At 60.3% G+C, this 22739-nt stretch carries 20 protein-coding genes; 9 read left to right on the top strand and 11 right to left on the bottom strand.

Features of this window, described 5'->3' with window-relative positions; translation table 11 throughout:
- Positions 1-158: 158 nt before the first annotated feature.
- On the bottom strand, positions 159-995 hold the full coding sequence (locus CIC07_RS16620; protein ID WP_076354492.1) for a helix-turn-helix transcriptional regulator: 837 nt from the start codon (positions 993-995) through the stop codon (positions 159-161).
- A 122-nt stretch (positions 996-1117) separates the two neighbouring features.
- Between CIC07_RS16620 and CIC07_RS16625 the strand changes: the two genes are divergently transcribed.
- The 3 genes from CIC07_RS16625 (at position 1118) to CIC07_RS16635 (ending at position 4647) form a co-directional block, all read left to right on the top strand.
- Positions 1118-2137, top strand: coding sequence for a Gfo/Idh/MocA family protein (locus CIC07_RS16625; protein ID WP_076356836.1), 1020 nt, complete (start codon positions 1118-1120; stop codon positions 2135-2137).
- 12 nt (positions 2138-2149) lie between these two features.
- Entirely contained in the window at positions 2150-3094 is a 945-nt protein-coding gene (locus CIC07_RS16630; RefSeq protein ID WP_076354490.1) for an aldo/keto reductase, read from the top strand.
- Positions 3095-3414: 320 nt separating this feature from the next.
- Positions 3415-4647 carry an aminopeptidase gene (locus CIC07_RS16635; protein ID WP_076354488.1) on the top strand — a complete coding sequence of 411 codons (1233 nt, stop codon included), beginning with the start codon at positions 3415-3417 and terminating at the stop codon, positions 4645-4647.
- A 182-nt stretch (positions 4648-4829) separates the two neighbouring features.
- Here the strand turns inward: CIC07_RS16635 and CIC07_RS16640 are convergent, their stop codons facing one another.
- The 7 genes from CIC07_RS16640 to mscL all read right to left on the bottom strand — a co-directional run bounded on the left by CIC07_RS16640 (position 4830) and on the right by mscL (position 11702).
- Entirely contained in the window at positions 4830-5924 is a 1095-nt protein-coding gene (locus CIC07_RS16640) for a Gfo/Idh/MocA family protein (protein WP_076354485.1), read from the bottom strand.
- Positions 5925-5954: 30 nt separating this feature from the next.
- The gene (locus CIC07_RS16645) at positions 5955-6587 is read right to left on the bottom strand and encodes a ThuA domain-containing protein (RefSeq protein WP_076354483.1); all 633 of its coding nucleotides are present in this window, start codon (positions 6585-6587) and stop codon (positions 5955-5957) included.
- A gap of 37 nt (positions 6588-6624) precedes the next feature.
- The gene (locus CIC07_RS16650; protein ID WP_442953339.1) at positions 6625-7776 is read right to left on the bottom strand and encodes a Gfo/Idh/MocA family protein; all 1152 of its coding nucleotides are present in this window, start codon (positions 7774-7776) and stop codon (positions 6625-6627) included.
- A gap of 69 nt (positions 7777-7845) precedes the next feature.
- Positions 7846-8886, bottom strand: coding sequence for a LacI family DNA-binding transcriptional regulator (locus CIC07_RS16655; protein ID WP_076354481.1), 1041 nt, complete (start codon positions 8884-8886; stop codon positions 7846-7848).
- 189 nt (positions 8887-9075) lie between these two features.
- Complete coding sequence (locus tag CIC07_RS16660; protein ID WP_076354479.1) at positions 9076-10035, bottom strand: ABC transporter permease; 960 nt, start codon at positions 10033-10035, stop codon at positions 9076-9078.
- 121 nt (positions 10036-10156) lie between these two features.
- Entirely contained in the window at positions 10157-11143 is a 987-nt protein-coding gene (locus CIC07_RS16665; protein WP_076354477.1) for an aldo/keto reductase, read from the bottom strand.
- A gap of 160 nt (positions 11144-11303) precedes the next feature.
- Positions 11304-11702, bottom strand: a complete 399-nt coding sequence (gene mscL / locus CIC07_RS16670; protein ID WP_076354475.1) for a large conductance mechanosensitive channel protein MscL — start codon at positions 11700-11702, stop codon at positions 11304-11306.
- Between the two features lie 160 nt (positions 11703-11862).
- Here mscL and CIC07_RS16675 point away from each other — a divergent pair, with 160 nt between their 5' ends.
- The 4 genes from CIC07_RS16675 to CIC07_RS16690 all read left to right on the top strand — a co-directional run bounded on the left by CIC07_RS16675 (position 11863) and on the right by CIC07_RS16690 (position 15296).
- A complete protein-coding gene (locus tag CIC07_RS16675; RefSeq protein ID WP_076354473.1) occupies positions 11863-13032 on the top strand; it encodes an oxalate decarboxylase family bicupin in 1170 nt (389 codons plus the stop codon).
- A gap of 7 nt (positions 13033-13039) precedes the next feature.
- The gene (locus CIC07_RS16680; RefSeq protein ID WP_083687894.1) at positions 13040-13903 is read left to right on the top strand and encodes an alpha/beta fold hydrolase; all 864 of its coding nucleotides are present in this window, start codon (positions 13040-13042) and stop codon (positions 13901-13903) included.
- 234 nt (positions 13904-14137) lie between these two features.
- Positions 14138-14788, top strand: a complete 651-nt coding sequence (locus CIC07_RS16685) for a bifunctional transcriptional activator/DNA repair enzyme AdaA (protein WP_083687893.1) — start codon at positions 14138-14140, stop codon at positions 14786-14788.
- Positions 14772-15296, top strand: a complete 525-nt coding sequence (locus CIC07_RS16690) for a methylated-DNA--[protein]-cysteine S-methyltransferase (RefSeq protein WP_076354471.1) — start codon at positions 14772-14774, stop codon at positions 15294-15296. The genes CIC07_RS16685 and CIC07_RS16690 overlap by 17 nt, the downstream gene beginning before the upstream one ends.
- A 164-nt stretch (positions 15297-15460) precedes the next feature.
- Here CIC07_RS16690 and CIC07_RS16695 read toward each other — a convergent pair whose 3' ends face one another.
- From CIC07_RS16695 to CIC07_RS16705, 3 genes are read right to left on the bottom strand one after another with little or no spacing between them, the layout of a single operon-like run.
- The gene (locus CIC07_RS16695) at positions 15461-17062 is read right to left on the bottom strand and encodes a type 2 periplasmic-binding domain-containing protein (RefSeq protein ID WP_076354469.1); all 1602 of its coding nucleotides are present in this window, start codon (positions 17060-17062) and stop codon (positions 15461-15463) included.
- A gap of 58 nt (positions 17063-17120) precedes the next feature.
- Positions 17121-18047: a carbohydrate ABC transporter permease gene (locus tag CIC07_RS16700; protein WP_234992879.1), complete on the bottom strand. Its 927-nt coding sequence runs from the start codon at positions 18045-18047 to the stop codon at positions 17121-17123.
- A gap of 13 nt (positions 18048-18060) precedes the next feature.
- Positions 18061-18987, bottom strand: coding sequence for an ABC transporter permease (locus CIC07_RS16705; RefSeq protein ID WP_076354465.1), 927 nt, complete (start codon positions 18985-18987; stop codon positions 18061-18063).
- Between the two features lie 300 nt (positions 18988-19287).
- Here CIC07_RS16705 and CIC07_RS16710 point away from each other — a divergent pair, with 300 nt between their 5' ends.
- Positions 19288-20994, top strand: a complete 1707-nt coding sequence (locus CIC07_RS16710) for a sensor histidine kinase (protein ID WP_076354463.1) — start codon at positions 19288-19290, stop codon at positions 20992-20994.
- Positions 20995-21018: 24 nt separating this feature from the next.
- Positions 21019-22626, top strand: a complete 1608-nt coding sequence (locus tag CIC07_RS16715; RefSeq protein ID WP_076354461.1) for a helix-turn-helix domain-containing protein — start codon at positions 21019-21021, stop codon at positions 22624-22626.
- The last annotated feature ends 113 nt before the right edge of the window (positions 22627-22739 follow it).

Genomic DNA, 22739 nt, shown 5'->3' on the forward strand with positions numbered 1-22739 from the left:
TCGTGTAACAGTTGAAGCGGAGCCCAATTCAGGTGATCAAGAAGGTTAATCCGCGTACGAAGGGCGGTTTGACCCACATATCACAAGTTTAAAGAGCACCCTGTCCTAATAGGGCACCCTCGTCTGGTATTCCTGTCTGGACCATACCCGAGCATGAGTCAGTTGTTGAACAAATTCCGATACTCCGTCGGCGTCATGCCTTCATGCTCCTGAAAGCGCTTGTTGAAATAGCTGGCGCTCGGATATCCGGCCCGTACGGCGATGTCTCCGATGTTGTCGTCCTTCCGCTCCAGCAGCTGCTGCTTCGCCATCTGCAGCCGGGCGCGCGTCACGAAGTCCGATGGCGTCATCTGCATGGCGCTTTTGAACAGCTTGCAGAAATAATGCGGGCTCACCTCCGCGCGGTCCGCCCATTCCTGAAGGATGAACGGCTTCGCCGCCTCCTGCTGCATGAGCGGCAGCAGGCCGATGACGCGGCTCTCCGCCGGGCTCGTGCGCCCGGAAGTCAGGCTGACCGCCTGCTGCACGAACTCCGCGAGCACCGCATACGCCAGAGTGGACAGCAGCGCCGGCCGGGTCATGCTGTTCGCTTCGGCTTCCTGGAGCAGAGCGAGATGCGCCTCCTCCCAAGCAGCGGGCTGGCGCAGCTTCCACAGCTTGTTTTTGTGGAAGCCCCTTTCGATCATATAATCATGCAGCGTGCCGCCGTAGAAATGGATCCAGCGCACGTCCCACGGCTCCTCGCTGCTGCTGTAGTACCGCTGGCGCTGCAGCGGAAAATACAGAACCGCCTCGCCACGTTCCAGCTCATGGAGCTTGCCCTCCACCTCCACATATCCCCGTCCGGAAGCGACATAATGGATGTTGAAATTGTTCAGGGCGCCCGCTTCCCTCAGCACCGAGTGCGTGGGATATTCGGTGTATCTGCCGACCGATTCCGGAAAGACGAAGTACGGAAGATCCGGCCAGGTCAATAAATGGGCCTGCCGCTCCATTGAAATCTCCTCCATGACAATATTGTTCTAATGACCTTCAAAATATTATTATTTTTATTCTATCTTTCATTTCATATAATGACAATATAATCGTAGTTGTTGAAGGAGGAGATGTTTTGGCCATGAACGGGAAGCTGAAATGGGGCATTTTGAGCACCGCATCGATCGCAAGGGGCTCGGTCATTCCGGGCTTGATGAAATCCGAGCTTAATGAAGTCATTGCCATTGCAAGCCGCGATGAAGGCAAAGCCCGCGAGACGGCGGATGAATTCGGAATTCCCGGATCGTACGGCAGCTATGAGGAGCTGCTTGCCGACGATGAAGTCCAGGCGGTCTACATTCCGCTGCCCAACCATCTGCACCGCGAATGGGCGATCCGCGCCATGGCGGCCGGCAAGCATGTGCTGTGCGAGAAGCCGATCGCGCTGACCTCGGCCGAAGCGGAAGAAATGGCTGCAGCGGCGGCCGCGAACGGCGTCATTCTCGCGGAAGCGTTCATGTACCGCCATCATCCCCGCTACGATACGATCCGCAGCATCATCGATTCCGGCAAAATCGGCGATCTGAGAAGCATCCACGGCACGTTCACGTTCAACAGCTCCAGCAGCTCCGGCAACGTCCGATTCAACAAGGACTGGGGAGGCGGCGGCCTCTACGACGTCGGCTGTTATCCCATTACCGCAGCCAGGCTCCTGCTCGGCCAAGAGCCGGAGGCCGTCACCGCGAGGGCATTGTTCTCGCCGCAGCACGGCGATGTCGACATGATGGCTTCCGGACTGCTGGAATTCCCGGGCGGCCTGGGCGTTACGTTCGACTGCGGCATGTGGGGCGCCTTCCGCAATACGCTCGAGGTGCTCGGCACCGAGGGCATCATCGAGGTTCCTTCCGCTTTCATCGCCCCGGAGGACAGCGGAGCTCATTTCTACGTCAACGTCAATGGACAGAGGGAAGAAGTGGAAGTTCCCCATATCAACCATTTTTCGCTGGAATGCGATGATTTTGCCCGATCGGTGCTGCATGGAGAGCCGCAGAAATTCCCGCCGCAGGACGCGGTCCGCAACATGCGCGTTCTGGAAGCCTGCCTGCAATCCGCCCGGGAGAGCAAGCGCATCGTCCTGCAACCGGTTGCAGCCCACCAATAAGGAGGAAACGACATGAAAACGATCCTCATCCAAGGAACCGACAAGCCCGTCTCGATTCTGATGAAGGGCTCCGATTACTTTACGCACGAACAGTACGAGAAAGCGGCGGCCAATCTCGACGCCTTCCTCGCCATCGGCGGAAATGCCGTGGATACGGCGCACATCTATTGCGGAGGCCAGAGCGAAGAGGTTCTGGGCCGATACATGGAGGAGCGCGGCAACCGCGATGACCTCGTCATCCTGACGAAGGGCGCGCATCATGACCATACCGGTCCCCGCGTGAACCGCCAGGCGATCAACAGCGATCTGATGACGAGCCTCGAGCGGCTGCGCACGGATCACGTGGAGCTGTATGCGCTTCACCGGGACGATCCCTCCACGCCTGTCGGCGAAATCATCGAAGTCCTCAACGAGCATATCGAAGCCGGACGCATCGGCGCGATCGGCGGCTCCAACTGGACCTGGCAGCGGCTGCAGGAAGCCAACGAATATGCGGCCGCACACGGCCTTGCCGGCTTCACCTTCAGCAGCCCGAACCTGAGCCTCGCCAAGGTCAACGAGCCGTTCTGGCACGGCTGCGTTTCGGCCGACGCGGAGACGCTTCGGTGGCATGAGCAGAAGCAGCTGCCTCTGCTGTCCTGGTCCTCTCAGGCGCGCGGTTTCTTCACCGGCCGCTTCTCCCCCGAGGTGCGCGACAACGACGATATCGTCCGCGTCTTCTACAGCGACGGCAACTGGGAGCGCCTGCGCCGAGCGGAGCAGCTGGCCAAGGAGAAGGAGGTCACGGTCATTCAGATCGCTCTGGCTTATGTGCTGAACCAGCCCTTCCCGACCTGCGCGCTGATCGGCGCCCAGAACGCGCAAGAGCTCCGCTCTTGCCAGGAAGGGACCTCCATCAAGCTGACTCGCGCCGAGCTGGACTGGCTGGATCTTACCGCCGCGAGCGTCGCGGGATAAGAATAGGGCAGGCGCCGCTGACGCGGCCGTCTTCCTCCTGCTGCGGCGCAAGCGAGGATTGCAAGAAAAGGAACAAGGGACGAAGCCGAGAATCCTTCTCGGCCTCGTCCCTTGTGCGCGTCCGCTCGGCCGACCGTCTACATGGAATCATCTCGATTCCAACATTTGCCTATCGGCGATGCGAGGCCTGAAGCTGCGAATAGGATGGAAACGCTTTAAATCCGACGCCGCTCCACCGGTCCCCGATTGGAACCTTGGCCCATACCGACTATAATAGAATAGCTTTCCTATTCAACCACTCTATTTCTATGGGGGTTCCTATGCTACCTACTCAACAGCAGCTGGAAAACTACGCCGACATCATCGTCCGCGTCGGCGTGAACGTGCAGCCGAATCAAAAAGTCGTTGTCATGGCTCCGATCCCTGCAGCGCCTCTCGTCCGTCTGGTGTCGTCCAGAGCGTATGCGGCCGGTGCCCGCGATGTCCACGTCGAGTACAACGACGAGGAGCTGACCCGCATCCGCTTCAAGCAGGCGCCGGAGGAAAGCTTCTCGGAGTATCCGGCATGGAGAGCCAGAGCCATGAAAGGGTTCGCCGACGAAGGCGCCGCCTTCATCCAGATCTACTCCCCGAACCCGGACCTGCTGAACGATATCGATCCGGAACGGATGGCGGCCAACTCCAAGACGGCATCCACCGCTCTCGCTCCTTACCGCAATGCGCTGATGAATCACGAGAACGCCTGGACGCTCGTATCCTACGCCACTCCGGAATGGTCGGCCAAAGTATTCCCGGGTATTCCGGCTGACGAAGCGGTCCAGAAGCTGTGGGAAAGAATCATCGACGCGACCCGGATCGGCCTTGAAGATCCGGTCGCGGCATGGGAGCGGCATAATGCCACTCTGCTGTCGATGGTCGACCGGCTCAACGCCAAGAATTACGCGGAGCTCCGCTATACGGCTCCGGGCACGGAGCTTACGATCGGGCTGCCGGAAGGACATCTCTGGCTCGGAGGCGGCAAGAAGAATGCGCGCGGCGTCATGTTCAATCCGAACATGCCGACGGAGGAAGTGTTCACGATGCCGCACAAGGACCGGGTGAACGGAACCGTTCGCAGCACGAAGCCGCTGAACTACAACGGACAGGTCATCGACGGCTTCTCCTTGACGTTCAAGGACGGCAAGGTCGTCGAGTTTTCCGCCGAGCAAGGCTACGAGACGCTGTCCAAGCTGCTCGCGACCGACGAAGGCGCCGTGCAGCTCGGCGAAGTCGCGCTGGTGCCGAACGATTCCCCGATCTCGAATTCCGGCATCACCTTCTTCAACACCCTGTACGACGAGAACGCATCCTGCCATCTCGCTCTCGGCCAGGCCTATCCGGTCAACCTGGAAGGCGGCACCGGCCTGTCCGCCGAGGAGCTGGCTGCCCGCGGCTCCAACCGCAGCCTCGTCCATGAGGACTTCATGATCGGCTCGCCGGCGATGGACATCGACGGCATTACGCAGGACGGCAGGATCGAGCCGATCTTCCGCGCCGGCAACTGGGCTCTCTAGGTTCAAGGAAAAGCCGCCCTATGAGGCCGATGCAGCATGTGGGAAACTAAAAAAAGCAATCCGGAAGATTGGCTTCCGGATTGCTTTTTTGTTTTTCAGCGGCGTTTGGAACTGAAGCCGGCCCTGTTCGGCGGATGAATCGGCCGCATGCATACAGGCAGCGGCAGTCCGCGCTTCCATCCCTACTTGGCTGACGCCGTCTCCGGCATCGCTTCCGGACGGGAGCAGCTGCTGGCCATCTCGTAATGCCTGCCCTCCGCAGAGGCGTCATGGAAGCCGTGCATCGCCTCCAGCACATGATAGGCCATCTCGCCGCTGGCGCGATGCGGGATGCCCTCCGCGATGGAGCGTGCCAGATCGGCCACGCCGATGCCGCGGTTGTTGTCCGTGAAGCCATGCGTGAGCGGAATCTCCTCCGCCGCTCCCGCACCTTGCCGGCGCAGCCTTACGACGCCGCCGAAATTGTTCGGGTCCGGAACGAGCAGCGTGCCTGCCGTGCCGTAAATCTCGATATTCGGCAGCGTTCCCCCGACCGGGGTATCAAAGCTCGTAATGAGCGTGCCGACCGTGCCGTTCTCGAAGTCGATCACACCGGCGATATGGGTCGGAACCTCGACGTCGATCACTTCTCCGCGCTTGGGCTCGCTGCGGACGGTCCGCTGCGGATGCGAGACGACTGCGGAGCCGGTCACCCTGCGGATCGGACCCAGCAGATTGACGAGAGCGGTCAGATAGTACGGGCCCATGTCGAACATCGGTCCGCCGCCCTTCTTGTAATAGAAGGCCGGATCGGGATGCCAGCCCTCGTGGCCGCCGCTCAGCATGAAGCCGACTGCGGCGATCGGACGACCGATCGCTCCGTCGTCGATCAGCTTGCGGCAGGTCTGAATGGCCCCGCCGAGGAAGGTTTCGGGAGCGCTTGCGACCCGAAGGCCCTTGCCCGCCGCCAGCTCAAGAACCTGGCGGCCCTCCTCGCGCGTGACGGCGAGAGGCTTCTCCACATACACATGCTTGCCGGCCTCCAGCGCCGCCAGGCAGACAGGGGCATGCGCCTGCGGAATCGTCAGGTTGACGACGATCCCGATCTCCGGATCCGCGAGCAGCTCCTCGACCGAATACGCATGAGGAATGCCGTACTCCTCCGCCATCGCGCGGGCTCTGGAGAGATCCATGTCGGCGCAGGCCGCCAGCTCCACCTCGGGATACTGCTTCAGGTTCGTGAAATAGATGCGGCTGATGTTGCCGCAGCCGATGACGCCGACTTTAATGGGGGTCATGCATTCGGGCCTCCTTAGGCTATCGTTGTTCTAGGCTTGCGGACGGGCGGCCCAGAGGAACCCCCGTCTCATCAGCTCGAGCACCTGCGGCATCGCGACAATATCGGCCTGATGGCCGAGCGTATTGTGGTAGACCCGTCCCTTGCCCCAGGTTTTGGTCCAGACGACCGGCATCTTGACGGCATCGAAATCCGTCGTGGCATGAACGGTGATGGCTGGATCTACGTGCATGTAGTATTTTTCCGAGGAAACCTCGAAATCTCCGATTCCCTCTGTCAAAGGATCGTCCGGGCGGCTCATGCTCACCTCGTATCTCACGCCGTCGTTGCCGGGATGAGCGACCCACTGTCCGCCGACCATATGCTGATATTCGACTTCGTTGCGGAAGGCGTCGCTCATCCCTCCGTGGCAGCCGGCGATGCCGCAGCCCGCCTGCACGGCATCCAGCAGCGGGCGGAGCTGCTCCTGTGCGATGCTGCCCATTGTCCAGATCGGGACGATCAGATCGAGCGAGGCCATCAGCTCCTCGTCCTTGAAGCTGTCCAGCGTGTCCGAGACGACAACGCCGAATTGTTCCTTGCCCAGCAGCTCCGCGAAAATCGCGGCCACCTCTTTCGGCTGATGGCCGTCCCATCCGCCCTGCACGATCAATGCTTTTCTCACGGTGCACCCGCCTTTCTCCTCATATCGAATTCGCGCTTCAAGCTTCCTGCATTTCCTCCAGCCCTACCCAGCGGCGCTCCGCGATCGACCGGTCGACCGCCTCCAGCACCTCCTGGCATTTGACGCCGTCCACGAAATTCGGCGATGGCTGGCGGTCTTCATGAATGGCGGTGAACAGCTCCAGCATCTCATGGGTGAATGTATGCTCGAATCCGATCGTGTGCCCTGCCGGCCACCAGGCATTGATGTACGCATGCGGCGCATCGGTGACGAGCACCCGGCGGAAGCCCTGCACATCGTCCGCATCGTCGGTGAAATACACCTGCAGCTCGTTCATCCGCTCGAAATCGAAGATGACGCTGCCTTTGCTGCCGTTGATCTCGAAGGAATTGGTGCTCCGATGCCCCGCCGCGAAGCGGGTCGCCTCGAAGCTGCCGAGCGCGCCGCCCTCGAAGCGGGCCAGGAACAGCGTCGCGTCGTCGACCGTGACCGGACCGCGCGGAGCATTCTTGTCGCCCTTGGCGCTCAGTCCCGTCATCTCGGCGGCGATGGGCCGGTCCTTGACGAAAGTCTCGCTCATGCCGATCACCTCGCTGAACTCTCCAACCAGGTAACGGGCCATGTCGATCAGGTGGGCGCCGAGATCGCCATGCGATCCGGAGCCGGCGATGTCCTTCTGCAGCCTCCAGACGAGCGGGAAGTCCGGATCCAGAATCCAGTCCTGGAGGAACCAGGCGCGGAAATGATAGATTTGGCCGAGCCGTCCTTCGTCGATCAGCTTCTTGACGAGCTGCACGGCCGGCGAGAACCGGTAGTTGAAGCCGACCATATGCTTGATTCCGGCTTGGCGGGCCGCCTCCAGCATCTCCCTCGCATCCGGCAAGGACAAGGCCAGCGGCTTCTCGCAGAACAGATGCTTGCCGGCTGCCGCTGCGGCCAGCGCGATTTCCTTATGCGCATCGCTCGGAGCGTTGATGTCGATCAGGTCGAGATCATCCCGCTCGACGAGCCGCCTCCAATCCGTCTCGGCCTCTTCCCAGCCGAACTGGACGCGGGCCTGCTCGACGGCTGCGGCATCGCGGCCGCAGAGAACCTTCAGCTCCGGACCCGCAGGGGCATCCGGGAAAAACATTGGCAGCGCGCGATAGGCATTGCTGTGCGCCTTGCCCATGAACTTGTAGCCAACCATCCCAACCTTGATCTTCTTCACCGACATCATCTCCTTCAATGGATTCTGTTGTCTGCTTCAACCTCCGCCTCATGGCCGGCCGGGGCGGTACAGCAGCGTCGAATCCCTCGCCGCCAGCCTCGTAGCCAGCATGAGCTCCTTGGGAGGAACGATGCCGCCCTCCGCCTCGCCGATCGCCCGCAGCGCCGCCTGCCGGCCGACTTCATCGAAAGGGACCGCGACGGAAGTCAGCTGCGGGCTCGTCATGGAAGCTCCGTCGGAGCCGTCATATCCGGCGAGCGCGTAGTCTTTTCCGGCCTGGATCCCTTTCTCCAGCAGCCCTTGCATGATGCCGATCGCCATCCGGTCGTTGCCGGCATACACGCTGTCCGCCTGTCCGCTGCGCAGCAGCTCCTCTACCTGAGAGGCAAGCGCCAGGCCGCTCTTGCGGCTGTACTTGCCTTCTAGAACGATCTCCTGCCGCAGCGGCAGATCCGCCTGCGCCAATCCCTCCACATAACCGGCATACCGGTCTCCGCTGTTGGAATACTGCGCAGGACCGCCGACGAAGGCGATGCTGCGGCAGCCGAGTCCGTGCAGATGGGCTACCGTCTGCCTGCTTCCTGCGGCATGATCACCGTCTGCCGTCCGATGCTCCAGCCCTTCGAACCGCTGGCCTGCGACGGCGTAGGGATAACCCGCCGACTCCAGCTCCAGCAGCGCCTCCCTCTCCCCTGGAACCTCGCTCGAGCCGAGCACGATGCAGGCATCCGCCTTGCGGGATCGGAACAAGCCGGCATATGGACTGGCGTCTCCCGGCTGCCGGAAGATCAGCAGCAGATTGAGCCCCCGCTCGCCGGCCGCAAGACCGATACCGCCGAGCAGCTGCGAGAAGTAGAAGGTGGAGAAGAGCGGCACGTTCGGCATGAACGGCAGGACGACGCCCAGATTCCCGCTCCGCTTCTTCGCGAACTGCCGGGCGATGTCGCTAGGCACATAGCCCAGCGCGTCCGCCGCCTCCAGCACCTTGAGCCGCGTCGCCTCCTTGATCGGTCCCGTCCCGCTCAGCACCCGCGACACGGTCGCCTCGGATACGCCAGCCAGCTTGGCGACTTCCGTTCTTTTTGTCATTCCTCAGCCTCATTTGCCTCAGCCATATTCTCATGTACGCGTGTACATTTTTTCATGGAAACGCTCTTATGTCAATGCAATCCTGCGACAACAAAACGGCGGACGGCGCGATAGCAGACAAAAAAACCCGGCATGGCCGGGGCGATAGAATCAAATGAACGGCATCGACCGGGAGGGAGCCGCTTGAGCCTATCCCGTCTTCCTGCCGAGCCGGATCCGCGGATCCAGCAGCAGATAGATCATATCGGCGATCCAGGAGAACAGGACGACGAGACCGGTGACGATGATGATGACGGCGATCAGCAGCGGATGGTTGCGCGATAGAGCGGCGTAAACCATCAGAGAGCCGAGCCCTCTCCAATTGAACACGTTCTCGACGATGGCCGAGGCGCTGACCAGCATCGGCAGATCGATCGCGGCCAGAGTAACGACGGGGATCATGGCGTTTTTCAGCGCATGGACCAGGATGATCCGCCTTTCGGGAAGACCTTTGGCCCGGGCGGTCTGCAGATAGTCCAAAGGAAGCACCTCCTGCAGGCTGGAGCGGATGAAGTTGAGATACACGGCGACGATGCCCAGCATCAGCGTCGCGACGGGCAGAACCATATGCTGGAGCAGATCCGGCAGGTCTCCTTCCATCCCGGGAGTATGCATGCTGCTTGGAGGAAGCCAGAGCAGATCCATGGCGAACAGCTGGCGCAGCCAGATGCCGGCGGCGCTGGCGGGCAAGGCGAAGCCGGCCATCGCGAGCATGACCGCCGCCCGGTCCGACAGGCCGCCTGGCCGGCGGCTGTTGTAGACCGCCAGCGGAAACGCGATACTGAGCGCAAGAAGCCAAGCGGTGCCGATCAGGATCAGGCTGTTCTTCGCATACTTCCAGATGTAGCCGCTGATCGGGTACAGCTGGTAATCCAGGCCGAGCGCTCCATGGCGGAGACCTTTGAGCCAGGCCCAATACTGCTGCAAAAAGGGCAGATCGAGTCCGAGCGCATGCTTCTGGGCATCCACGAGCTGCTTCTGCTCCAGCGTCATTCCGATCGTCGACCACATGTCGCCCGGCATTCTATGAATCAGATAAAAGCATGAAGCGGACACAATCAACAGGACGAGAACGGATTGAAGCGTTCTGCGAATCATGAATACCCACATATCAGACCCTCGCTCGCCGGCAGGATTGGATGGCGGAGGCACGGGCTCCCGCGCATTCGCGATCTCTTGCTCATAGTCGCAATCTACTGTTCATCCTACAATCTCTTGTCCATTCCCATGCCTAGAGATGGACGGTTTTCATGCCGTCCTCGGCGTACCGCTCGCCATGGGCCGCTCCGCGCGGGGCGACCTCCCCGATCCGGCTCCGCTCCTCGTCCGTCAGCCCGATATGGACCGCTCCGACGTTCTCCTCCAGATAGCTGCGGCGCTTCGTTCCCGGGATCGGCACGATGTCGCCGCCCTGCGACAGCAGCCAGGCGAGCGCCAGCTGGGAAGGCTTGCAGCCTTTCGCCGCCGCGATGTCGCGGACCCGATCCACCAGCTCCAGATTCCTGCCGAAGTTCTCTCCCTGGAAGCGGGGAGAGTGGCGGCGGTAATCGTCCTGCGGCAGATCGTCGAACGCTTGGATCTGGCCGGTCAGGAACCCTCTGCCCAGAGGCGAATAGGGGACGAAGCCGATGCCGAGCTCGCGGCAAAGCGGGAGGATCTCATCCTCGACATCCCGGCTCCATAGGGAATATTCCGTCTGAAGCGCAGAGATGGGATGCACGGCGCTGGCGCGGCGGATCGTATCCGGAGCGGCTTCCGACAGGCCGAGGAAGCGGACCTTGCCCTCCTTGACCAGCTCAGCCATCGCTCCGACCGTGTCCTCGATCGGCGTATCGGGATCGACCCGATGCTGGTAGTACAAGTCGATATGATCGGTTCCAAGACGCCGCAGGCTGGCCTCGCAGGCCGCACGGACATAGTCGGGACGGCCGCTGATCCCGAGCCTTGCGCCGTCCTCCGCTCTGCGGATGCCGAACTTGGTCGCGACGGCCGCGTCGTACCGTCTGCCTTTGAGGGCTTGTCCGACCAGCTCTTCATTGGCTCCGACGCCGTACATGTCCGCCGTGTCCAGCAGCGTGACGCCAAGCTCCAGCGCGCGGTGGATCGTGGAGATCGACTCGACATCATCGCGGCCGCCGTAGAAATCCGACATGCCCATGCAGCCGAGCCCCAGCGTCGATACTTCCAAACCTTCTTTTCCCAGCATCCGTTTCTGCATGCAGACTTCGCCTCCCATACATGTTGTGGAACCGACAGCGGCCCGACCTTTCGGACCGTCCATGCGCCGTCCCATTCGCTGCAAGAGCCTCTGGAGCTTCCTTCTTGCTGAAGTCTCCGTCTTGCGGAGCTTCCGCCGTCTTGCTCGCGCTTCCGTCCTGCTAGAGCCTGCCCTGCCTGTCCTTCAGCAGATCGCGGATCTCGATCAGCAGTTTCTCTTCTCCCGTCAGGACGGGATCCTGCCTCTTGGGCATCTCTTCCTCGTGATGCCGCTTGCGCTTGAGGCCGGTGAGCAGGCGGATGAACAGGAAGATCGAGAACGAAACGATGAAGAAATCGATCACGCTCTGCAGGAACAATCCGTACGAGAGCGTCGTATCTCCGAACGTCGCCTTGAGCCCGGACACGTCGACGCCTCCGAACAGCATGCCGATCAGCGGCGTCAGGATGTCCGCCACGAGCGAGCTGACGATCTTGCCGAAGGCCGCCCCGATGATGACGGCGATAGCGAGATCCAGAATGTTGCCTTTAAGCGCGAATGCCTTGAATTCCTTCCACAAAGGGTCCACCACTCCTCTACTATAGGTTGTCTATTTCCAACATCCTTCCATTTTAACTCCATTCGTCTTTTGCCGCCAGATACATATCCAGAGGAATGCAGGCGTAAGGTAGCACATAACGGCTGAACCCGAGCCTGCCATCGGAAAAGGAGTCCATGCCATGAAGAATGAGCAGCATTCCCTGCCTGTTCCCGAGCCGATGCGCCCGGATGGAGCCGGCGGTCCCGACAAAGGACCCCGTAATATCATGCGCGATAGGCAAAATCCCGATCTGCTCGTCCCCCCGCCGACGGACAACGGCCTCATCCCGAATCTGAGATTCTCCTTCTCGGATGCGCATATGCAGCTGAACCAGGGCGGCTGGTCGCGCGAGGTGACCATTCGGGAGCTCCCCACAGCGACAACGCTTGCAGGGGTCAATATGAGCCTCATTCCGGGAGGAGTCCGCGAGCTCCACTGGCATCAGCAGGCCGAATGGGCCTACATGCTCCTCGGAAGAGCCCGGATAACCGCAATCGATTGGCAGGGCCGCAATTTCATCGCGGACGTCGGCCCCGGAGATCTGTGGTACTTTCCGCCGGGGCTGCCCCATTCCATCCAAGGGCTGGAGGAAGGCTGCGAATTCCTGCTCGTCTTCGACGACGGCCATTTCTCGGATCTCAACACCCTTTCCATCTCCGATTGGTTCGCCCATACGCCCAAGGACGTGCTGGCCGAGAACTTCGGCGTTCCGGCGAGCGCGTTCGATTCCATTCCGCCCGGACAGGTCTACATCTACCGCGATCAGGTGCCGGGCCCCGTCCAAAGCCAGGAAATCCAATCGCCTTACGGCACCGTGCCGTTTCCATTCAAGCATTCGCTGCTGGCGCAGACTCCTCTCGCGACACCGGGCGGCAGCGTGAGAATCGCAGACTCGGCGAACTTCCAGGCATCCAAGACGATCGCGGCCGCGCTGGTCGAGATCGAGCCGGGAGGCATGCGCGAGCTTCATTGGCATCCGAATCAGGATGAATGGCAGTATTACCTGGCCGGACAGGGCCGAATGACCGTGTTCGCCGGCGGCGGCAAAGCCCGCACCTTCGACTACCGGGCTGGAGACGTCGGCTACGTCCCCTTCGCCTTCGGCCATTACATCCAGAACACCGGAACCTCCACGCTCTGGTTTCTGGAAATGTTCCGCAGCAGCCGCTTCGAGGATATATCCCTGAACCAATGGATGGCGCTGACGCCCCGCCAGCTCGTCAAGAGCAATCTCCATGTCGGAGACGAGGTCATCGATTGCCTGCGGCAAGTCAAATGGCCCGTCGTTCCGGGACCGGAAAAGGAGTGAGGATCGGATGAATTCCGAACGCCCCGGCAGCCCCGATTTCTTCGCACAGCATCCATCTTCCTGGATTCCCGCTTATCCCCCTTGGCCACCCCTCCGCGCACCGTACCGTAACGGCAGCCTGCAAAGCGAGCCTGCGCCGGGCCTGACCTTCGTTCTCATCCATGGCTCCTGGGCGGACGCCAGCTATTGGAACGAGGTAGCCGCCGAGCTGCGGAAGCATGGCCACCGCGTTCATGTGCCTGAATATCCCGGACATGGCCCGGATTACAGCCCGGGCGTGACCCATGAGGCCATCACCCGGGCGGTGGCGGCATACATTACGGGCTGCGGCCTGACCGATATCCAGCTCGTCGGCCACAGCTTCGGGGGAAGCGTCATCCAGAAAGCCGCGGAGCTCGTGCCTGACAGAATCCGCAGGATCATATTCATGAACGCGTTCGTGCTGGGGGACGGCCAATCGCTCGCGGATCAGCTGCCGCCTCCCGTGCAGCAATCGTTCCTGCAGCTTCGACAATCGTCTCCGGACGATACGATCATGCTGCCATATCCGCTGTTTAGGGAAACCTTCGCCAATCTGGCCGACAGGAGGCTCGCGGATCATCTGTACGGCAGAATCGTTCCAGAGCCGGCAAAACCTCTTTTCGAGAAGCTGGACCTGAAAAAATTTTATGCGCTCGAAATTCCGAGGAGCTATTTGTACCTCACGACAGACGGCGTGCTGCCGCAAGGCGAAGGATACGGCTGGCATCCTCATATGTCCGGACGGCTCGGTATCTTCCGGCTCATCAAAACGGAGGGCGACCATATGTCCACGGTCAAAACCGCCCCGGCGCGCATCGCGGCCAGCCTGTACGAAGCGGCCAGGGATTGACGGGAGCCGGAGCCTGCCCTTCAGCTTGGCGAGTGCAGTCAGTCAGCCCTTCAGCTTGGCGAGTGCAGCCGCCCAGCCCCTTCAGATGCAGCCTGCCGGCCTCGCCTGTCCAGACTGGCCGAGAGTCCCTTAGGGGACTTTTTTTAGTTGGATGCTTTCGCAATCTTGCGCACCTATCCGGCATGCCGCACAAACGCGCTTGCAGCGGTTATACTGATGAAGGAGGTGATTCTTATGCGGACAACGGATTCTATCGGATCGAGGCGAAGGGAAGACGGCGGCGGCAGCTCCCTCGGAGAGCCGCAGCTGCTGGGCGACAGCGAATGGGAAGCCGTAGCCGCATGCGACGTCTCGAGAGACGGGGAGTTTTTCTACGCGGTCAGGACGACCGGCATCTTCTGCAGGCCGTCCTGCCGATCCAGGCTTCCGAACCGGGAGAACGCCGGCATGTTCCGAACGTTCGGCGAAGCGCTCGCCGCCGGCTACCGCCCTTGCAAGCGATGCAGACCGACGGGTGAGCTTGTGCCAGACGAGGACTGGATTGCCCTGGCCCAAAGATACATCCGGACCCATTATGCCGAGCGCCTGACTTTGGAGGCTCTCGCGGCCGCATGCCACGGCTCCCCGTTCCACCTCCACCGGACGTTCCATAAGATCGCGGGCGTCACGCCCGTTGAATATATCCAGCAGGTTCGGGCCGAAGCCGCCAAGGAGCTGCTGCTGTCCACGGAGCTGCCCGCCGCTGCCGTAGGCAAGCGCTGCGGCTGGCCCAACACGCCTTATTTCACGACCTTGTTCAAAAAAATGACGGGCTTGACTCCGGCTGCTTACCGCCGGAATGCCGCAGATAGGAAAGAGGAAGAGATGCATGAGCACACAACATGAGGCCATCGTCTACTGGTCCCTGCTCCATCATGATGATTGGGAGCTTCATCTGGCCGCAACCGCGGAAGGATTGGCATTCGTCGGCTCGCAGGACGGAGGAGAAGCCGAAATGACGGCGTGGACAAGCGCCCGCATGCCGGGAGCGAGGCTCGTTCGAAGCGAGGAGAAGCTTCATCCCTATGCGGACGAGCTGCTTCAATACTTGGAGGGCAGGCGCGATGCGTTCACGCTGCCGTTCGCGATGAGCGGAACGTCGTTCCAGCTCGCGGTTTGGGAGGCGCTCAAGAGCATTCCTTATGGAGATACCGAATCGTACTCCGGAATCGCGGAGCGCATCGGCAGGCCTTCCGCAGTCCGGGCCGTCGGCGCCGCGATCGGCGCCAACCCCGTGCTGATCGCCGTGCCTTGCCACAGGGTCATCGGCAAGGGCGGAGCGCTTACCGGCTACCGGGGCGGCATGGAAATGAAGACGAAGCTGCTGGAGCTGGAGCGGGCGAAGGGCCGGTAATCGTGGACTGGCAAAGCAAAAACAACGCCTCGGGACATGGAAACGGTCCCAAGGCGTTGTTTTTCCGCTTATTCCTCCATGGACACAGGAACGCCTCGGCCAGCAGGATAGGCACAGCTCTCCGAGGAAAATCGAAAGCGGGCCGCATCGCGGCCCGCCCGATCCTACTTCACGCTCATGTACCGTTCATACGCGGCTGTGCGGATCTTGATCAGCTGATCCAGCTTCATGTCGTTCAGCTTCTTGATGTAAGCATCCCATTCGGCATCGATGTTGCCCTTGGTCACCCACTGGGCGCGCATCGTCGCCGCATACCCGTCGATGTCGGTCGTCAACGTCGGCAGCTCCTGGAATTCCTCCGCGCTGTACATGACGTTCGGGAACGGCGTCGTCACGTATTCGCTGCCCAGCTTGTCGATCTCCAGCTTCAGGCCGTCGCCGGTTTTCGGATTGAGCACGATGTTCTTCTCGAAGGAAGGGCTCACGTACTTCGGTCCGAAGTCGCGGACCGACTGCTCCCAGTACCAGGCGTCGGCGCTCGTGCCGCTAGGAGGGTCCATCAGCGTGTACGTGCCGTTGTCGTTCTTCTGGATGACGGTGCCGATCGCTCCCCAGAAGTTCTGGATGCCGGCTTCGTTCGTGTAGAACTGGTCCGCCCAGCGCGCGGCGATCTCCGGCTGCTTGCAGGAGGCCGTGATGAGCAGCTCGTTGCGGTACAGGCTCATGCCGACCGGAATGCCGGACTGATATCTCTTGCCGTCCGGTCCTGCGAGCGGCGGAATCGTGACGTACTGGTCCTTCCATTTGCCGAACACGGCGTCCGGAGTCCACTGGTAGGAGAAGCCGACGATCGGCGCATCCGCGTTCTGCTGCTTGGCCGAGGTCATCGTGGCGTCCTGCGTGAACATCTCCTTGTCGATGAGGCCCGCCTCATACAGCTTGTTGGCCCACTTCAGTCCTTCCTTGTATTCCTCTGTCACCGGGTAATAGACCGGCTTGCCGTCCTTGACGAGCATGTTGTTGCCGTTCGGATCGGTGATTCCGAACGGATTGAGAAAGTCCATGCTCAGCCCTTTCTCGGTATACGGAATCTCGTCGTTCTTGCCGTTGCCGTTCGGATCCTGCTCCTTGAACGCCTTGAACACGTTGTAGAGGTCGTCGATCGTATCCGGCACCTTGAGGCCGAGCTTATCCAGCCACGTCTTGTTGATGACCGGCTGGAACTTCGTTTTCGGACGGGACGGCAGCCTTGCCGGCATGGAATAGATTTTGCCGTCCGGGAATGTGCTCAGCTTTTTCAGCTCCGGCGTTTCCTGCAGCGCGGCCTTCAGGTTCGGCATGTAGGAATCGATGTATTCGTCCAAAGGGCGGAAGTAGCTCAGATTGTTGACGATGTCGGAGTCCGAGAACGCGAGATCGCCGAAAATGATGTCCGGCAGCGTGCCGCTGGCGAGCATGATCGACTTCTGCTCGTTCCAGTCGTTGGAAGACATGACCTGCCATTGTATCTTCACATTCGTATTTTTCTCCAGATCGATCATCCACTGGTTCTTCGTGAACGTATCGCCCATGTTGCCCCAGCGGACGGTCAGCGCCTTGAGCGTTACCGGCGTCTTGACGATCGGCAGGCCTTCCTTGTTGAACTCGTCGCCCTTCACGGCTGCGGCCTTGTCTCCCCCGCCGCCGCTGCAGGCGGTCAGCCCGACCAGCAGCGCTCCGGATAACAGCGCGGCCATCATGGTTCTAGATGCGGAACGGTAACCCATCCTTCATTCCCCCCGATTTGATTGTGGTCTCGAATCTCATGCCGGTCAAGCCGATTGCTCATTCCTTCACGGCGCCGATCATCACCCCCTGATTGAAATACTTCTGCACGAACGGGTACAGCAGCATGATCGGAACGGTAGAGACGATGATGACGGAATACCTCATCAGGCTGGCCAGCCTGAGCGCGATCTGCGCCGCCTCCCCGCTTCCCATGCCGGACTGCATCTGATTGGTGATCAGGATGTTGCGCAGGATGAGCTGCAGCGGATACAGGTCGGGATTTTTCAGATAGATCAGCGCATTGAAGTAGGAGTTCCAATAGCCGACGGCGATCCATAATCCAAGCACGGCGACAATCGCCTTGGAGAGCGGCAGCACGACCTGCGCGAAGTACCTCAGATTGCCGCAGCCGTCGATCTGCGCCGCTTCCCACAGATCGCCCGGAATGCTCGTCTGGAAGAACGTCCGGGCTACGATGATGTTGTAGGCCGACACGGAGAAGGGAAGCACCATGACGAGAAAAGTGTTGTACATATGGAAGTCGCGGACCGTCAGGAAGATCGGAATGAGGCCGCCGCTGAAAAACATCGTGAAGATGAAGTAAAGGGACAGGAGCTTGCGTCCGGGCAGGTCTCTGCGCGACAGCGCATAAGCCGCGGACAGGTTGACCGCCAGGCCGATCGCCGTGCCGGCTGCCGTATACAGGATCGTGTTGCGGTAGCCGATCCAGATGTTGGCGTGCTTCAGCAGCTCCTTGTACCCGTCCAGCGTGAAGCCGCTCGGCCAGAGCCATACTTTGCCGCCGGCAACCGAGGACGGATTGCTGAAGGAGGCGATGACGATAAAATAAAGCGGATACATAAGCACGACCAGCATCAGGACGGCGAGTCCGTACAGGACCGCCTCCAGGACGGCATCGGAAGAGCGGGTGTTGACGCCCCCGGCCGTTTTGGCCGCAACAGCGGCATTCCGTGTCTCCATCATGAATTCCTCCGGCTTACCACAAGCTGTTGCTGCTTGTTTTTTTGGCGATCTGATTGACGATGATGAGCAAGGCGAAATTGATGACCGTGTTGAACAGGTTGATCGCGGAGGAGAAGCTGTACTGGCTGCTGAGCAGGCCGATCTTGTACACATAGGTGGAGAGGATCTCGCTCGAGGTGAGGTTGAGATCGTTCTGCATCAGATATACCTTTTCAAAGCCTACCCCGAGCAGTCCGCCGACCCGCAATATGAGCAGCGTCACGGCAGTCGGAAGCAGCATCGGAATATCGATGAAGCGGATCTTCTGCCAGCGGCTCGCTCCGTCGACAGTCGCAGCCTCGTAGAGGCTCGGATCGACAGCCGACAGCGCCGCGATATAGATGATGCTGTCCCAGCCGGCATGCTGCCACACATCCGACCAGACATAGACGCTGGTGAACAGGCCCGGGGAGCCCATCAGATCGGGAGGCTCCGCTCCGAACAGCGCATACAGATTGCCGAGCAGTCCTGTGCTTGGCGAGAACAGGATGAGCATCAGCCCCACCATGACGACCGTCGAGATGAAATGCGGCATGTACGTCACCGTCTGGAAGAAGCGCCTGAACCGGTTGGCCCTCATCTGGTTCACCATGAGCGCCAGCGCGATCGGGATCGGGAACGTGGCCATGCTGTACAAGCTGATGACCAGCGTATTCCGGATCGTATTGTCGAACTGGTACGATTGGAAAAATTTCTCGAAGTACTTGAATCCCGCCCATGGACTGTCCATGATTCCGAGCGCAGGACTGTAATCCTTGAACGCGATCACGACGCCGTACATCGGCTTGTACGCGAAGAGCAGCGTCAGGATGAACGCGGGCAGCAGCAGCACATACAGCCCCGCTCCCCTTCTGATCTGCCTGACCGTCCGTCCCGTCGTTCCGGCTTGACCGGATGCCATCTTCATTCCCCCTTGCAGCGGCTCTGTCGCTGTCCCTCTCGAACTCCTCCAGTATAGCTCCGTCCATGGCGCGGACGGCGGACCTGAAGGACCGTTATCCGGACTTCCGAAGCGCGTGGGCGGAATCTCTCCGCGGTCAACCCTCGCCGCCATGCGGTTATCCGGACTTGTTTTTGCGCTATCCGGACTTTGGCATTCCGCGCCGCCGCTAGCCGATCCATTTTCTGGGCAAAAACCACTATACTAGAAATAAAGCGCATTCAAAATTGGAAGCGCGGAAAGGACTGGAGCCTCCCGCCTATGAATCCATCCAACCGGAAAAAGCCCTATCCGATCATCCATTATGTCAGGCTGCTCGTATTCCTCTCGTTCCTGGCTCTGGCGCTCGACCTTGTCATCAGCGTCATTTCCATGTCCCTGGTCAAGCAGCAATCCACGAACAATGTCCAGGACACGGCCGACCTCTATGTCAACCGGATCGACCATGACTTCGCCTACATCAACCATTACATGGGCTGGACGCTGGCCAATGACGAGACGATCACGGACATGAACGATTATCCGGACAACAGCACCGAATTCCTGAAGGCCCAGGAGAAGCTCTATAAGCGGTTCACCGAGCTGACGAAAAACTACGAGCAGGAATACAACTTCTTCTATTACTTGAAGAGCCGGGACTTGTTCCGGAACTGCGCGCCGATGGGAATATCCTACGGGCAGTTTCTCGAGCTGAAGCAGCAGATCGCATCGCTGACGGAAGACAAGGGGGTCTATGAGAACTATTACTCGAAATGGACGCCGCTTACGGTAAGAGGAATTTCCTACATCGTCAACATCGTGCCCTACCATGACCGCTACCTGATCGGGCTCGTCTCGGCGGACACTATGATCCGGCCGCTCCGGCAGATCAATCTCGGGGCCAGCGGGTACGCGTCGCTGGTCGACGGGCAGGGCGGCAGCCTGTCCTCTCCCCAGAGCGGCAGCCCGCCCGATGCCCGCAAGCCGTTCTGGCTGGATCTGCTCCAGGCGCCGACCGTCGTGGACAGCAGCTTCAGCAACGCCACCTTCACCGCCGAGCTGGTCATCCACTACGGGGCGTTCGAGAAGATCATGATCGTGCAGCTGCTGATCATGCTGCTCTTCTTTCTCGTCACCTGCACGCTCAGCGCGTTCCTGTTCCTCTTCCGCAAGCAGGTGCTCGGGCCCGTCAAGAGCTTCTCCTACAACCTGGCCCGCATGTACGAGGACGGGGATTCCGGAGCAAGCGCCGGAAGCCGCATCATCGAGCTGGAGCAGGCGAACGCGCAGTTCCGGGATCTCGTCAGGCAGCTCAAGAAATACAAGATCGAAATGTACGAGCAGGAGCTGGAAAAAAGAAGGATCCAGCTGGATTACATGAAGCTTCAGATCAACCCGCATTTCTTCCTGAACTGCCTGACGAGCATATACAGCATGGCGCAGATGGAGATGCACGAGGAGATCGAGAACATGTCGATGGCCACGACGCGCTACTTCCGCTATATCTTCCAGAACGGAGACAATCTGGTCCTCCTCGAAGACGAGATCGAGCACGCCCGAATCTATCTGGACATCCAGCGGTCCCGCTACCGGAGCGCCTTGTCCTATGCCATCTCCCGGCCGGACCATGCTTCGGGAGTGAAGATTCCTCCTCTCGTCATCCAGACGTTCATCGAGAATGCCGTCAAATATGCGGTCTCGCGAGAACGGGAGCTCAGCATCTCCATCACGGTGTCCATGCAGAGAAAGGAGGAGGAGGATATGGCCGTCATCGTCATCGCGGACAGCGGCCCCGGATTCCCGTCTCCCATCCTGGAGCGGCTGCACAGCGGAGAAAGCCTCGATCAGGCTGGAGGCAACCGGATCGGCATCATGAACACGCTGCAGCGGCTGAAGCTGATGTACCGCGAGCGGGCGACGGTCGATTTCGCCAATGGAATCGACGGCGGAGCCCGCATCACGATCGCGCTCCCCGCCGGCAGCGACTAATTCCATCCCGAAAGGAAGCCTGCCATGAACGTCCTTCTTGTGGACGACGATTACTTCGTCGTCAAGGCGCTTGAGAGCAAAATCGATTGGCGCGCCATGAACGTCGAGCATGTCCATACCGCCTACAATGTCGCTCAGGCAAGGGAGATTCTGCTGGAAGATACCGTGCAGATCCTCATTTGCGACATCGAAATGCCCCAGGGCAGCGGGCTCGAGCTGCTGGCCTGGGTCCGACAGGAGAATTACCCGGTCCAGGCGATCTTCCTGACCAACTACGCCGACTTCAACTATGCGCAGAAAGCGATCGAGCTGCAAAGCTTCGATTACTTCCTGAAGCCGATCGAGGTCGACAAGCTGACCCTGATTATCCGGAAGGCGATCGCCAAGGCCCGCGAGCAGATGCATAACGAGCTGGCGATCCATGAAGGGGAGCTGTGGCAAAAGAGCCGCAGGAGCGTGCTGGAGGATTTCTGGACCCGGCTCATCGCAGGCAAGGCCTTCCCCTCCAGCCCTTCTGCGGCTGCAGGCGCCATCATGGAAGAGAATCTCCCCTACCGGCTGAGCGATCTGTTCCTGCCCGTGCTTGTGACTCTGTTTCCGCAGGAGGCCAGCCTTGGCCGCGAAGACAAGCCGCTGTTCGACTACGCGCTGCTCAATGTCATGTACGAGCTGTTCCAGCACCCCTCCTTATCCATTGAAGCCATCTCCGAGTTCAAGGAAGGCAACTGGATGCTCGTCTTAAAATGGACGCTCGCTCCCGACAGGGATATCCCGAGGCGGCTCTGCGATTCCCTGATAGCCCAAAGCCGCAAATTCCTGAAATGCGACTGCAGCTGCCATATCGCGACGTCCCTGCCACTCGGGGAGATCCGCAAAGCCGTCAAGGAGCTGCTGCATGTCAACGAGGAATGGATCAAGCACCGCAACGAGACGATTTTCGTCGAGGGCGGCTCCGGCCGGGAGCAGGCCTATGTCCCGCCCAACCTCGGCTTGCTCGAGCGGCTGCTCGGCGAGGGGGCATACGGCTCTTTTCTCGAGGAGACCGAGGCGTATCTGACGCGCCTGATGCGGGAGAACGCCTTATGCGCTTCCGTGCTCCGGCCGTTCCGGCACGATATGGTCCAGATCGTTTATGCCCATTTGAAGAGCAGGGAAGTTCAAGCCCATCAGCTGTATGCGGGCTCGGAGGGAGACAGGCTGCATGCCCAGTCCCTCCATTCCGTGGAAGACATGCAGGGTTATCTTCGATATCTGGTCCGTACGGCGGCGCATTCCCGGCCTTTCGCCGAGCCTCCCAAATCCATCGCGGACGAGGTCGCCAGCCATATCCATGCCCATCTCGCGCATGATCTTACCCGCACCAGCCTGGCGGAGACGGTCTTCCTCAATCCCGACTACATGGCCCGGCTATTCAAGAAGGAGACGGGCATGTCCCTCGGCACGTATATCATCCAGGCGCGGCTCTCGGAGGCCAAGCGGCTGCTGCAGGACACCTCCCTGCCGGTCCGCGCCGTCGCCGATCAGGTCGGATACGCCAACGACTCCCACTTTTCCAAGCTGTTCAAGCAGGAGACCGGCTGCAGCCCGGCCGACTACCGCAAGACGTTCAAGAAGCTGTCCCGACCGTCCTGAGACGGTCGGGACAGCTTTTTTGGCCGGCAATGAATCCGGCTCGGGGAGCGGCGGCGCAGCCCGGAACATATAACGGACAGATTGGGAATATTTTAAAACTCTGATGATTTTTT

It is taken from the genome of Paenibacillus sp. RUD330 (assembly GCF_002243345.2).
Taxonomy (GTDB): Bacteria; Bacillota; Bacilli; order Paenibacillales; family Paenibacillaceae; genus Paenibacillus_O.

Excerpts from the sequence above, each read along its gene's own strand:
- CIC07_RS16625 (WP_076356836.1), top strand. The coding sequence starts at position 1,118 with ATGAACGGGAAGCTGAAATGGGGCATTTTGAGCACCGCATCGATCGCA.
- CIC07_RS16690 (WP_076354471.1), top strand. The coding sequence starts at position 14,772 with ATGAGCACACAACATGAGGCCATCGTCTACTGGTCCCTGCTCCATCAT.
- CIC07_RS16715 (WP_076354461.1), top strand. The coding sequence starts at position 21,019 with ATGAACGTCCTTCTTGTGGACGACGATTACTTCGTCGTCAAGGCGCTT.
- CIC07_RS16695 (WP_076354469.1), bottom strand. The coding sequence starts at position 17,062 with ATGGGTTACCGTTCCGCATCTAGAACCATGATGGCCGCGCTGTTATCC.
- CIC07_RS16655 (WP_076354481.1), bottom strand. The coding sequence starts at position 8,886 with ATGACAAAAAGAACGGAAGTCGCCAAGCTGGCTGGCGTATCCGAGGCG.
- CIC07_RS16705 (WP_076354465.1), bottom strand. The coding sequence starts at position 18,987 with ATGGCATCCGGTCAAGCCGGAACGACGGGACGGACGGTCAGGCAGATC.
- CIC07_RS16680 (WP_083687894.1), top strand. The coding sequence starts at position 13,040 with ATGAATTCCGAACGCCCCGGCAGCCCCGATTTCTTCGCACAGCATCCA.
- CIC07_RS16675 (WP_076354473.1), top strand. The coding sequence starts at position 11,863 with ATGAAGAATGAGCAGCATTCCCTGCCTGTTCCCGAGCCGATGCGCCCG.
- CIC07_RS16660 (WP_076354479.1), bottom strand. The coding sequence starts at position 10,035 with ATGTGGGTATTCATGATTCGCAGAACGCTTCAATCCGTTCTCGTCCTG.
- CIC07_RS16635 (WP_076354488.1), top strand. The coding sequence starts at position 3,415 with ATGCTACCTACTCAACAGCAGCTGGAAAACTACGCCGACATCATCGTC.
- CIC07_RS16640 (WP_076354485.1), bottom strand. The coding sequence starts at position 5,924 with ATGACCCCCATTAAAGTCGGCGTCATCGGCTGCGGCAACATCAGCCGC.
- CIC07_RS16630 (WP_076354490.1), top strand. The coding sequence starts at position 2,150 with ATGAAAACGATCCTCATCCAAGGAACCGACAAGCCCGTCTCGATTCTG.
- CIC07_RS16650 (WP_442953339.1), bottom strand. The coding sequence starts at position 7,776 with ATGGTTGGCTACAAGTTCATGGGCAAGGCGCACAGCAATGCCTATCGC.
- CIC07_RS16710 (WP_076354463.1), top strand. The coding sequence starts at position 19,288 with ATGAATCCATCCAACCGGAAAAAGCCCTATCCGATCATCCATTATGTC.
- CIC07_RS16685 (WP_083687893.1), top strand. The coding sequence starts at position 14,138 with ATGCGGACAACGGATTCTATCGGATCGAGGCGAAGGGAAGACGGCGGC.
- CIC07_RS16620 (WP_076354492.1), bottom strand. The coding sequence starts at position 995 with ATGGAGCGGCAGGCCCATTTATTGACCTGGCCGGATCTTCCGTACTTC.
- CIC07_RS16665 (WP_076354477.1), bottom strand. The coding sequence starts at position 11,143 with ATGCAGAAACGGATGCTGGGAAAAGAAGGTTTGGAAGTATCGACGCTG.
- CIC07_RS16700 (WP_234992879.1), bottom strand. The coding sequence starts at position 18,047 with ATGATGGAGACACGGAATGCCGCTGTTGCGGCCAAAACGGCCGGGGGC.